Origin of the sequence: Xenorhabdus cabanillasii (genome assembly GCF_003386665.1) — a bacterium.
Taxonomy (GTDB): domain Bacteria; phylum Pseudomonadota; class Gammaproteobacteria; order Enterobacterales; family Enterobacteriaceae; genus Xenorhabdus; species Xenorhabdus cabanillasii.
Map to the genome: position 1 here is coordinate 436789 of NZ_QTUB01000001.1, position 12841 is coordinate 449629.

Annotated in this window: 13 protein-coding genes; 9 read left to right on the plus strand and 4 right to left on the minus strand. The window is 38.6% G+C overall.

The window, feature by feature from the left end:
- The first annotated feature begins 26 nt into the window (after positions 1-26).
- The 4 genes from BDD26_RS02150 to BDD26_RS02165 all read left to right on the plus strand — a co-directional run bounded on the left by BDD26_RS02150 (position 27) and on the right by BDD26_RS02165 (position 3292).
- A complete protein-coding gene (locus BDD26_RS02150; protein WP_342353456.1) occupies positions 27-632 on the plus strand; it encodes a Pvc16 family protein in 606 nt (201 codons plus the stop codon).
- Positions 633-714: 82 nt separating this feature from the next.
- The gene (locus tag BDD26_RS02155) at positions 715-1572 is read left to right on the plus strand and encodes a hypothetical protein (protein WP_147298994.1); all 858 of its coding nucleotides are present in this window, start codon (positions 715-717) and stop codon (positions 1570-1572) included.
- A 358-nt stretch (positions 1573-1930) separates the two neighbouring features.
- Entirely contained in the window at positions 1931-2233 is a 303-nt protein-coding gene (locus tag BDD26_RS02160; protein WP_115825423.1) for a LysR family transcriptional regulator, read from the plus strand.
- A gap of 201 nt (positions 2234-2434) precedes the next feature.
- A complete protein-coding gene (locus BDD26_RS02165) occupies positions 2435-3292 on the plus strand; it encodes a YwqJ-related putative deaminase (protein WP_115825424.1) in 858 nt (285 codons plus the stop codon).
- A 262-nt stretch (positions 3293-3554) separates the two neighbouring features.
- Here BDD26_RS02165 and pyrB read toward each other — a convergent pair whose 3' ends face one another.
- Entirely contained in the window at positions 3555-4493 is a 939-nt protein-coding gene (gene pyrB / locus BDD26_RS02170) for an aspartate carbamoyltransferase (protein ID WP_038265258.1), read from the minus strand.
- Positions 4494-5075: 582 nt separating this feature from the next.
- Here pyrB and BDD26_RS02175 point away from each other — a divergent pair.
- The gene (locus BDD26_RS02175) at positions 5076-5846 is read left to right on the plus strand and encodes a hypothetical protein (protein WP_115825425.1); all 771 of its coding nucleotides are present in this window, start codon (positions 5076-5078) and stop codon (positions 5844-5846) included.
- Here BDD26_RS02175 and rnz read toward each other — a convergent pair.
- Entirely contained in the window at positions 5811-6728 is a 918-nt protein-coding gene (gene rnz, locus BDD26_RS02180; protein WP_115825426.1) for a ribonuclease Z, read from the minus strand. The two genes, BDD26_RS02175 and rnz, sit on opposite strands and share 36 nt — an antisense overlap.
- Positions 6729-7034: 306 nt before the next feature.
- Here rnz and BDD26_RS02185 point away from each other — a divergent pair, with 306 nt between their 5' ends.
- The 3 genes from BDD26_RS02185 to BDD26_RS02195 all read left to right on the plus strand — a co-directional run bounded on the left by BDD26_RS02185 (position 7035) and on the right by BDD26_RS02195 (position 9559).
- Complete coding sequence (locus BDD26_RS02185; RefSeq protein WP_425330434.1) at positions 7035-7595, plus strand: RtcB family protein; 561 nt, start codon at positions 7035-7037, stop codon at positions 7593-7595.
- A 23-nt stretch (positions 7596-7618) separates the two neighbouring features.
- Complete coding sequence (locus BDD26_RS02190; RefSeq protein WP_038265266.1) at positions 7619-8404, plus strand: nucleotidyltransferase domain-containing protein; 786 nt, start codon at positions 7619-7621, stop codon at positions 8402-8404.
- Between the two features lie 534 nt (positions 8405-8938).
- Positions 8939-9559, plus strand: coding sequence for a LysE family translocator (locus tag BDD26_RS02195; protein ID WP_115825428.1), 621 nt, complete (start codon positions 8939-8941; stop codon positions 9557-9559).
- Positions 9560-9649: 90 nt separating this feature from the next.
- On the opposite strand, the gene BDD26_RS02200 is transcribed toward BDD26_RS02195, so the two are convergent.
- Complete coding sequence (locus BDD26_RS02200; protein WP_038266673.1) at positions 9650-10765, minus strand: alpha/beta fold hydrolase; 1116 nt, start codon at positions 10763-10765, stop codon at positions 9650-9652.
- 351 nt (positions 10766-11116) lie between these two features.
- Positions 11117-12130, minus strand: a complete 1014-nt coding sequence (argF, locus tag BDD26_RS02205; RefSeq protein ID WP_038266676.1) for an ornithine carbamoyltransferase — start codon at positions 12128-12130, stop codon at positions 11117-11119.
- A 231-nt stretch (positions 12131-12361) separates the two neighbouring features.
- Between argF and rraB the strand changes: the two genes are divergently transcribed.
- A complete protein-coding gene (gene rraB, locus BDD26_RS02210; RefSeq protein WP_038266679.1) occupies positions 12362-12784 on the plus strand; it encodes a ribonuclease E inhibitor RraB in 423 nt (140 codons plus the stop codon).
- Positions 12785-12841: the final 57 nt, after the last annotated feature.

The window sequence follows — 12841 nt, forward strand, 5'->3', positions numbered from 1 at the left end:
CAATAATAAATTAAGAGGATTTTCTTATGTCAAAAACGCAAACCGTTATTGATGTCAATAAGGCAATGAAGACGATTCTGGAAAAATATCTGGATAAAAAAGTTGCGATCCGTTTTGATCTGCCTGAGCTGGATACCGTGCAATCTGATGCGATGGTGAGTGTCTTTCTTTATGATATCTATGAAGATCTACAGCTTCGTTCAACAGAATCCAGGGTGTTTAATGCCGCTTCAGGAAAGTTATTGCCGGGTTGGGTCAATATTAAATGTAATTATCTGATTACCTATTGGGAATCGAATAAACCCGCAACAGATCCCGGCAGCCCGGATAGCCAACCTGATAATCAGGCAATACAAGTCATGTCAAAAGTCTTGAATGCCTTAATTAATAACCGCCAATTAGCAGGCATTCCCGGCGCTTACACTCAGGTTGTACCACCGAAAGAAAGTTTAAATAGTTTAGGCAATTTTTGGCAATCATTGGGGAATCGTCCACGGCTTTCCTTAAATTATTCAGTGACAATACCCATTAGCCTTACTGATGAGCAAGATAATGTGACTCCAGTGAGCACTATTTCTCCTACAGTGGAACAAGTGACACAAACTCAGATATTATCCAACAGAACTCTCTGACAGAGATTAATGAAATTTCGGAATTTAATTTATTTTTATTTTACTAAATCCTTAAATAACAGTTTATTTAAATCGGAGTATTATGATGTATAGCTTAAAACAGAAAGAAGAAAAGAAAAATCCATCCCCGCGTCCTGCCCAAGATATTGTCAATGATGAGCATGTAATAACATCAAGAATAGCGGAATTGAGGAAAAACTTTCAGCAGACTGACGCGCAAACTGTGCGTCCACATATTGCCTCACGTCCTTTGAGAACAGCCCCATTTCAACAGACTACAAAAACACCTGTCGCCTCTGAGGTGAGCATCCCCGCCAGCACGACGACCAAAGCATCTGTCAGTAATACACAAACTCCAAAAGCGATACCAACTTCAACCCCGATGGCCTCAAACGGTGTAAAAAAACCATTTACATTGTATCGCGCAGATAACCGGGGTTTTGAAGAGTTACAAAAAAACAGCCCGGAGGGATTTAAGGCTTGGGTACATCTTGATAGTGAAAAAGCGAGAAAATTTGCCAGCGTATTCTTGGGTAATGACAATGCAGAAAGTTTGCCTGAACATATTATCGATGAAATTAATAAATGGAAGAAAGCGGGAACACCTAAGTTGAGTGATCTTTCCACATTTATAAAATATACCAAAGATCGCTCAACGGTTTGGGTTTCTACCGCAGTCAATACTGAGGCTGGTGGACAAAGTTCAGGAGCACCACTTTATGAAATATCAATGGAACTCTATGAGTTCGGGGTAGATAAAGGAAAATTGGTTCCATTACCGAATGGAAGAACGGGAAATATGAAACCTTCTATTCTTCTTGATACGCAAAATCTGGAAGATGCAACAATTATAGCCCTAAATCACGGACCAGTGAATGATGCTGAAATATCATTTTTAACAACTATCCCGATGAAAAATTTAAAACCCTATATAAGATAATGAGTTAATCAGGAATACTTTTTGCTTTTAGCATAAAAAGATCACTCACGAACAAACCTAATTCTAACTATATTTAAATAAAGCTTATAAATAACGATATAAATTTATTATATATTTTAAACATTCTATTGTTATTAAATAAGAATTTTTAATTTAGGAATCATATTCATGAATGCAATAATTTGTATATCCAATTATTGACAAATACTAATGTATATATATTATTACTGCATAATCAATGACTTCTGCCTGATGAGCTATTACATCAAATCATATAGTTAAAATAAAAATGTAACAAATTTATTAATAATTTTATAGCACCAGGAATAAATCCTATTGCATTTAGAAAGGAGTTAAGGTGTTTCTTTCAAAAGAATTAGCGAACTTTATTGTTGTAGCCAAAAATAAATCAATAAATAAGGCAACAAAGGAGCTTTTTATTACGCAGTCACCAATTAGCCGAAGTTTAAAAAAACTGGAGTTCTCATTAGGTGTAAAACTCTTTGTCAGAAAAGGTCAGGGACTGGCTTTAACAGAGGAAGGAGAGCATTTATACAATAAAGTTTTATCAATTTATGAACAACTTAAGAATATCGAAATGGATTACAAAAGTCATAAGTCCCCTTATTATGATATTTATAAAAAACAATATGATGATTAATGTAATAAAATTATAAGATAGATAAAAAATACTTCCAAATAATTATAGAACCATATTTAATACATTTTATTTATGGCGGCCCGGATAGCTTTACATCGGAAAAGATTAGATTCATCTGTAACATCTGGAAACGATTATATTATTTTTTAGATTAAATTATAAATATCAACAAACCTTAATCAAGCATTAAAGGAAACAACAATGACATACAGTTATGACAACAAAATGATTTATAAAAAAAAGCCGGTATTAAGTACGGCTCTGGAAAGTCTGCATCTCGATAAACCAGATACAGAAAGGGTTTCTGTTGCCTATCAGCACTTGCTGTCGTCTTACATGGATAATTTCCAGAATACAACGAGCTTGCTTCGTAAAGAGAAGAGCAAAAAAGCATTACAAAACTTTGCTGCCCATGCTGGCTATTTGCGTGATAAAGACGGTAAAGAGTATAAAGATCGTTTTGTTAACTTTAAGGATAATAATCGAAACCTGGCCCCTGGAAAATTATTTCCCGGTGTGAAATTAATACCTCAAAAAACTATTGAGGTAAACAGACCGATAGGGCCATGGAGAAATAAACTTGCCTATGATATCGAAGATATATTTAGAAATAATATGGCAAATGAATATCGGGTAACAAATACTCCTGCCTTTATTAAAGGATTACAGGATATGTATGAAAAAAATGGGCAAACGCTGCACCCGATGACTCAACGTCTGGTTGAAGAACATATTGCACATAACGGGGATATCTTGCCAACAATGGCAGGTATTGCCGGCCTGCATGCCGAAGTACAAGCGTTGAACCAGATATTTATTACAGCAGATCAGAATGAACCTCTAAACCCAGCACGCTATGACAAGGCAATGCTTCAATCATCAATTTTCACCAAACGGTTAACTACAGCAAATGCTGGAAAAGACTTCCCGGCATGTCATAACTGTTCGGGTATCATTAAATCACCGGCTAATGTGATTACGGGAATGGTTGACAGTGCAGGCAGTAATTTTTCTAAACAGATCGCAAAACGTTATCGTTCCCAGTCATTAAGTAATTAAATGATTTCTTTTGTGAAACTGGAAAATTTTTATTACCTAAAAATGACCATTTTCATCAAGTACTATTAACTAATAAACCGTTACCTGACAATATGAGAAGAAGATTTTAGGGGTAAGATACGCTATCAATCTGAATATGAGGAACTTGCAAATAATGCACGGTTTTATATCAATTTTTAAAAAATAATATTATGACCAAAATATAACTCACTTGGTCATAATATTAACGGCTGCTTATTTTTGTTAATAAGCTATTGCATTATTACGCGATAACGGCATTCTCATTCAATACCAGTGACAGCAGTGCCTGACGGGCGTAAATACCATTACCTGCCTGTTGGAAATAGTAGGCATAAGGTGTTTTATCCACATCAACAGTAATTTCATCGATACGTGGCAGTGGATGTAGTACTTTCAGGTTATCTTTGACATTGACCAAATCCGCTGCGCGCAGTACAAACTGGGCTTTGATATTGGCGTATTCAGAAGGATCAAGACGCTCTTTCTGTACACGGGTCATATACAGAATATCCAGCTCAGGCAGCACATCTTCAAAATTGTTGTGAATGCTGTAACTCACCTGTTTTTCATCCAGCATATGCAGGATGTAATTCGGCATGGAAAGGGCATCCGGTGCGATAAAGCAGAAATGGTTACCTTCAAATTTTGCCAGTGCCTGTGTCAATGAATGTACAGTACGGCCATATTTCAGGTCACCTACCATAGCGATTTTCAGGTTATCCAGCTTGTTTTGGGTTTCCTGAATGGTAAACAGGTCGAGCAAAGTTTGGGTTGGGTGCTGATTCGCCCCATCGCCAGCGTTAATGATCGGTATATGACCGGAAAATTCAGAAGCAAGGCGAGCGGCCCCTTCCTGTGGGTGACGCATCACAATCGCATCAACATACTGGCTGATAATAGAAATAGTATCGGCCAGTGTTTCTCCTTTTTTGCCTAATGACGTATTGCTGCTGTCCGCGAAGCCGACCACAGACGCACCAAGCCGCTGAATAGCTGTTTCAAAAGAGAGACGGGTGCGCGTAGAAGCTTCAAAAAAGCAGCTGGCGATAACCTTATGTTTCAGTAAGTCAGTCTGTGGATTGGCTTTCAGTGCTGCTGCCGTCTGCAATACCAATTCAAGATCTGTGCGGCTCAAATCATTAATTGAAATGATATGCTTGCGATATAACGGGTTAGCCATGTTTACATTCCTCTTTTATGACTTTTAGCCTTTGACTGGGCAGACAAAAAAAAGCCCCTCAACTGAGGGGCTTTTTAAATGATCGGTTTGGCAATGGGAAAAACAATACACCCAGGCTGCCAGTTGGCAGTGCTTCGTTAGATTGGTGTTTTGCAATGTTATATGCAATGCAGTATTTCATGTTTTCTCCCGGCAAATCGTCGCGCATTATACTCACGATTGTATTCACCGCAAGGTTTGTGGAAGAATTTTTATTTCAATCAGTGGCTCATGAACGAAGCCAGGGAGGGTATTAGTCGCTTTTGTCACCCAAACTGATTGCCATTTTGTTTATTGGTTTGGTTAAATAACGTTCACCGATTTATCATGATAAGTATAATTGATAATGTATTATAGTCTTATCAATTATATAAATATATTGAATATTTTATATAAAAATAATTTCATCTTTAATCTGCGAATAAAATATATTTGCGATTTTAGTGATTTTGATAACTATATAAAACATGACATTTATTTTAATAATCAGGATTATAATATGTTACTTTTTATTTTTTCATCAAATAAGTAAGAGGGTGGTATATGCCATTTTCTCCTCCTTTTAGAAATGAGTTTTTTGAGGGTGATCTGATATATGGTTTAACTGATGAGAGAGAACGTTATATCAGTCGTGTTGATAAATTTAAAATTGTTAAACATAAACTGACTAAATCTACTTCTGGACAAGAATTCTCTAAACCGGCAATGATTAATTATTATTTGATTCCGGTTGAAGAGGGAGAAATGGTATCTTTTTTAGATAATTTTAAGCGTTCAATAGGAAACAGGCAAAGAGTTCCCAATCAATGTCTTATTAATAGGGCAAATGAATACAAACGTTATCTTAATGTTGTTGCTTTTGAGGAATATGGAGAATATAAAGAAAGTTTCTATTCTCATCTTAGAAAACATAATAAATATTATACTGTGCTTGATGAAAATATAAGTAAGGATAATGTAATTATAGGAAGGAAATGTAAAGGGGGATTATCATGGGTAACTATGAGCAATTGCCAACTTACTGAGGATATGCATATACACTTCATCCTTGATGAAATAAATATAAAAGAAGTGATAGATAAAACAAGGGATTCTATAACTGCAAAAGAATTGAGGTGGATTTACAGACACAGAAATAATAAAAAAGTTGCTAGCAAAATACAATTTTGGTTGAATCAAGAACCTACTTTTCCACCTTGGGTTTCAGATGAAACATTATGGGCGAATTATTATCGGCGTAGTATACTTAACCACGATTTATCCGGGGAGTTTTCTAGATTATTTAACTACAAATACTGCAAAATCCTCAGCTAAATCAGTATTGGGAAATATTTCCCGGCATTCTGCCAATAATTGTGGACAATCTTTTTTGCTATAACGTCCGCTGATATGTGTTGCGATAAAATGTTTTACCTTAGCATCACGTGCCAGTGTTGCCGCTTGCTTAGTCGTAGAGTGTCCGCGTTCATTGGCTTTTTCTGCAAGGGCATCTTCCAGTGTGATTTCATGTACCATCACATCAACATTAGTGGCCAGTTTCAGGGCTTCCGTTGTGGGTTCTGTATCCCCGAAAATAGCCAGTGATTTGCCACGTATCGGCTCTCCCAGATAGTCTCTGCCACAAATCGTTCTTCCATCTTCCAATGTTATCGATTTTCCTTGCTTTAACGCTTGCATCCACGGGCCACGGGGAACTCCATCCTGATCCAGTTTTTGGGCATCAAGTACACCGGGTTTATCATGCTCTTCAATCCGATAGCCGTAACATTCCACGCGATGATTCAGAGCATAAGCAGTGACTTTCATTGTATCATCATCAAACAGTAATCCTGGTTGCACTTCGGTAATTTCTAATGGATAGGTCAGGAAGGAGCCACTTAGCTGTAATGCGGTTTCTACAAACTGGCGTATTCCTTTTGGGCCATATAGTGTTAAAGGAGCTGTAAAGCCTCCCATGGATCGGCTGCACAGTAAGCCCGGTAAACCAAAGATATGATCGCCGTGTAAATGGGTGATAAAAATCTTCTCCAGTTTGGAGATCTTAATTGGAGAATTAAGGACTTGATGCTGTGTTCCTTCTCCACAGTCAAACATCCACAGTGCACTGCGGAGCGTCTGTAAATCCAGAATAAGGCTGGTGACATTGCGCTCTTTAGTGGGAATGCCTGCGCTGGTACCGAGAAATCTCAATTCCATGTCATTTTCTCCTATACGCTTTATCTTGCGAGTTGGTTCCCGTTGGCTCTGTTAACAAAATCGGTGCGGAAGAACGCAGGGCGACATGTTCAATCTGGTCTGCGTCTGTCTAATATTTCTAATGTTGTGCGCAAAATTATGCTCAAAACTCTAATAGTAACTCTGCGTTTCATCCCTTTCCCTATCATTGAATTATCTCAATTTATAAATAACGATATTCAATATTGCAATAACTATAAGTGTTAACGCACTGAAGTCGCATGGAGTTCTAAGCAATGAAAGGAGAAAAAAATGAAAACAACTGAAATAAAAACCAACGGTTATAACTTATTGACGCAAAAGAATAGTGCTCTGGTAAGAATGTGGACGAATGGAGTCCCTGTTGATCCGAAAGCCATTACTCAATTACAGAATACCGCCAAGATGCCTTTTGTATTTAAGCATCTGGCAGTAATGCCGGATGTTCATGTCGGTAAAGGTTCTGCCATCGGTAGTGTGATCCCGACGGCGGTTGGGGTAGATATCGGCTGTGGAATGATTGCAGTCCGTACTTCACTGGTGGCATCAGATTTACCGGATAATTTGTTGAATATTCGTCATGCTGTCGAAGCCGCTGTGCCACATGGACGTAATATAAACCGTGGAGGACGAGATAAAGGATCATGGCATGATGCGCCGGAAATGAGAAAACGTTTTACCGTGAGCGATCAGAAAAGAGCTACTGCCCACGTAGAGTGTCGTAAAGACAGCGATGTGATTGATGAGATCCCGATGGCGTACAAAGATATTGATGCGGTAATGGCAGCCCAGTCTTCACTGGTGGAAGTTATACATACTTTGCGTCAGGTCGTTTGTGTAAAAGGATAATAAATAGAAATAGGTAAGAAAAAATGGAAAGGGAAATAGTCAGTCTAGCGATGAGAAAGCGTATCAAGAGGGAACTGGATAAGATAGAGAAAAAATATGACGTGCACATATTGTACGCCTGTGAATCGGGTAGCCGTGGGTGGGGTTTTGCTTCACCCGATAGTGATTACGATGTGCGGTTTATTTATGTTCATCCTATGGATTGGTATCTGAGAGTGGAAGCAGGACGGGATGTTATTGAACAGTCGATTACCGATGAGTTGGATATCAGTGGTTGGGAGTTACGCAAGGCCTTAAAATTACTGAAACAGGCAAATCCAACATTGATGGAATGGTTGGATTCCCCCATCATCTACCTGGCGAATGCGGCAGCAACCAATGGATTGAAAACGCTGGTGCCACATTTCTTTTCGGACATTAAAGCGCGTTACCACTATCTCTCAATGGCGAAGAAAAATTTCCGAGGTTATCTGCAAAGTGAAGAAATCCGGTTAAAAAAATATTTCTATGTATTGCGCCCGTTATTGGCTGTCCACTGGATCGAAATGGGCAAGGGTGTACCGCCGATAGATTTTGAAACGCTGGTGGAAGGAACAGTACATGATCCTCAATTAAAAGCAGAAATTGCCGATCTGCTGCGAATTAAACGATCTGCAAGTGAGGCAAAATATGGTTTGCGTAAGCCGAAAATTCACACATTTATTGAATCTGAACTTGATGAAACATTGGCGCGTTGTGAGCTTAGTGATAACTGTGAACGTAATCAGGAATTACTTGATAACTATTTGAAATGTTGGGTAATGAGATGATGCTAAAACAAAAAAATAAATAAATAAAAGAATGCCGATTACTGAGGGGGAAATATGGATCAAATCGATATATGAGAGTGATTTAATTTCATTAGTAAACATTGTTATCTCTCTTATCTTTAAGGATAAAAAATAATAATTATGGACTCCCTGCTGGCGTTTATGGTTGCCTAATTCACGGGTATTAATTCTGATTGAGTGCCGCGTTGGGTTTGAAAGCTTGTAACGGCAGAGGGAGACGCCTTTCAGTAATATTTGGAATTAATATGCCTGTAAGATTAAACATGTTCTGACATATTCTCTGTCCCTTACTATATTCAAGCAGAATATTTATATATGTCCTTCGTCTTTTAAGTTGCCTGCGTTCGTTCACCCCTGGCACCTAGTTATTGAGGCAGCTTCAGGACGGGGAGCGGATGTCAAAAGTGGTTCGCAACGGAGTTTAGTTGACAAAAACTGTTCCTGTCGAATATATGAGTATGAAATAACATCATAATTAAGCATTCTTACGTGCTCTTATTTTCGGAGATAAAAATGACAGTTTTGGATTCCTTACTTGCCTTTACAGTTGCGGCTACACTGTTAACTTTAACCCCTGGTTTGGATACCGCTTTGATTTTAAGAACAGCTGCGGCAGAAGGCGGGAAAAAAGCTTTTCAGGCTGCACTTGGGATCGATACCGGATGTTTGATATGGGGAGCGATGGTGGCATTAGGTTTAGGGGCGCTAATTGCCGTATCTGAACTGGCATTTAACATTCTGAAATGGTGCGGTGCACTGTATTTATGCTGGTTGGGGAGCCAGATGATCTGGCGGCCTGACTCAGATCTTGGTGGGGAAAACTCTTCTTCTGTGAAAGCATCGAATTGGTTTATCAAAGGAATGTTGGGAAATGTGTTGAATCCAAAAGTTGGTGTATTTTACGTCTCCTTCTTACCACAGTTTATTCCCCAGGGACATTCACCAATTATCTGGACATTTGGATTAGTGGCAATTCACATCATACTCGGCACGCTATGGTCATTGGCCCTGATTTATGCTACCCGGCCTCTTTCCCACATCTTACGCCGTGGGAACGTTATTAAATGGATGAATCGCACGACTGGCGGATTGTTTTTGTTTTTCGCGTTTAATTTGGCGTTGAGTCGGCGCTAACTTTGTGTCCAGGGTAAATGGATGCGATCAGCAAAGCTATAGCTTGAAAGATGACAGCTATATAGGATGTATCCTTATTTTTAGTAATTATTAATTGATGAATTCAATGTCGTTTAAGTTATTTTTGATTAAATCTTCCCCATTAAAAAATTGAATAAGGAGATTGGCCAGTACATCTGGGCGTTCCACCATTACAAGATGATCTGATTTTTTTATGATGGCAAATATTGAGTCTGGAAAAAGAGATGAGCAAATTTTAACATTTTCAGGCGGTGTGATGATATCGTATTCACCGGTTGTAAATAAAATGGGTTTATCAAAATTATCTGCTCTCTCGTATTTCTTTTGGTTCAAAAGATGCATTTGGAGATGCTTATATCTTTCTCCTTGATGTTGTGTTGATTCTAATAGTGTTTTTTTCAAAAGTTTATATGTCGTTTCTTTTCCTAATATATCAATGTCTGGTTCGAGACAGAGAAGGCTTGAAATTATCTTCTCAACAGACTCCTCATATTTTCCCTCAACTAGTAATTGTAACGCTGCATTTAGTCTGTTTTGAATGTGAAGTGGCTGAGTAAGTGCTGTGCCAACTAATACGGCTTTATTAATCCTGTCAGGCCATTGATACGCAAACGCCAGGGCGATAGCCCCACCGTATGAAATACCAATGAGGTTTATTGTCTGCAAGGAAAGGGCATCTAAAATATGTCGTGTACATTCGGCAAGAAACTCAAAGCTTTTATTGTCTGGAATATTGTCCGCAGATCCTATACCCGGTAAATCAACCATAATTAAAGGGCTGTCATCTTTGAGAAGATATTCAAGATGAGGTAAGGAGTACATATCCTGGAAACCACCAGCTATAACTAATTTGGGGACTCCTGTCGTGGTATTTATATCACCAATAACACGAAAGGCATATTTTACTCCATGCCATTCAATTTCCCTTCTGTCTTGAGGTGGAAGGCGGTAACTGGAATCAATAAAAGCAGCGAGGGATTCAACATTTCTGAATCTAAGTACGTCACTCCAATCTATTTTCTTTCCTAAATTTTCCTCAATAGAAATTTGTATTTCAACTAATGAAATGGAATCTGCTCCAAGACTGAAAAAATCATCTTTAATACTCATCGATTCTACGAGTAGCACTTCCTGGCATATTTTCAGTAATTCATTTCCAGTGTTATTTGGTAATGATGCTGTCATATCGAGCTCCTGTCATTATTTAATTAATCTTATATATTGATTGTCGTTCTGTGAAATTGGTAACTTAAGTATAAGATTAGATGATTTTTTGATTAGAGGAGGTTTCAGAAGACAGAAAATAAACTATTTTGCTACTGAAAAGTAATATAATGAAATTATAATTAAATGGTATTATAGGCTGGCATTGATAATGTTTGAGGATTGAGGCAGCCTTGCACGGTAAATTGGAATTCAAAAATCATGGGGAAGATACTATGGAAGCGTTATCCCCATGGCTGCCTGATAATGTGGTTCAAAAACAATGAAATGGTAATTTAAGTAGTGATGGATTGCTGATGGTTGCACATCAAATCACAAATTCAGCTCTTGTACCAACGTTGCTACCATGACAGCTTTAATGGTATGCATACGGTTTTCTGCCTGATCAAACACAATACTGTGTTTTGACTCAAACAATTCATTAGTGACTTCTAACCCACCATACAGTTTGAACTCTTCCGCTAATTGTTTACCAAGTGTTGTTTCTTCATCGTGGAAAGCCGGCAGGCAATGCAGGAATTTCACATTCGGATTTTCTGTCAATTTCACGATATCCATATTGACCTGATAAGGCTTTAATAAGTTAATTCGCTCCTGCCAGACGTTTTTAGACTCTCCCATTGAAACCCAGACATCGGTATAGAGAAAATCCACATCTTTAACGCCCATTGTAATATCTTCTGTCAGTGTAATCTTACCTGCCGTTTTTTTGGCCTGTTGTTGGCATTCTGCCACCAGTTTAGGCTCTGGCCAGCAGGCTTTCGGAGCGACTAAACGCAGATCCAAACCTGTCAATGCGGCTGCTTCTAACATTGTATTGCCCATGTTATTACGCGCATCACCCAGATAGGCCAGTTTTATTTCTGTGAGTGGTTTTTGGCTATGTTCCTGCATGGTCATGAGATCTGCCAGCAGTTGAGTCGGATGAAATTCATTTGTCAGCCCATTCCAGACAGGAACACCAGCATACTCCGCTAATGTTTCGACAATATGCTGTCCATAGCCACGATACTGAATGCCATCATACAAACGCCCAAGTACCCTTGCAGTATCTTTGATAGACTCTTTGTGGCCGATCTGGCTGCCACTGGGACCTAAGCAGGTGACATGTGCTCCCTGGTCATGGGCTGCAACTTCAAACGCACAGCGTGTACGGGTCGAATCTTTCTCAAAAATCAGGGCGATATTTTTTCCTGCCAGTAAGGGAGATTCTTTACCTGATTTTTTATTCGCTTTTAATTTAACTGCCAGTGTTAAAAGTGTATCAATTTCTGAGGGTTTATAATCAAGTAATCTCAGGAAATGATGTTGGAAAAATGGATTCATACAGCATTTTCTCCATGAGCAATATATTGAATTAATATTCACTATATATCGGTAAAAAATCTAATTACAACCCCTATAATGTGAATCGGTAATTTGAGGATCATTATGATAATTGGAATTCAGTCATTTACGACCAGTATTTTCTGTTTAACAAAATTGGATAGCTATATCCTTTGCAGGGAAAAGATGGGAGAATGCGAAACAGGATAGCCAACTGACAGGGGGATTGGCATGGCAGACCCACATGCATTAGAAGAACAGCGTGAAGAAACTCGCTTGATCATCGAAGAATTATTGGAAGATGGCAGTGATCCTGATGCGCTTTATATTATTGAACATCATTTTTCGGCAGAGGATTTTGATCTTCTGGAAAAAGCAGCTGTTGAAGCATTTAAACTTGGTTATGAAGTGACAGATGCGGAAGAGTTGGAAACAGAAGATCGCGTTGTTTTGATGTGTTGCGATGTGATCGGTGAAAGCCGTCTGGATGCTGAACTGATCAACGTACAGGTTGAGCAACTGATGGATCTGGCTGAAAAGATCGGCGTGAATTACGATGGTTGGGGTACATATTTTGAAGATCCGAATGCGCCGGATAATGAAGATGACGACGGTGCTCTTTTCCCGGATGAAGATGAACCCAGACTGCACTAACTTCTTTTCAAGAATCGGTTCATAACATATGCCCCGCGTAAACAGTGGGGTTTATTT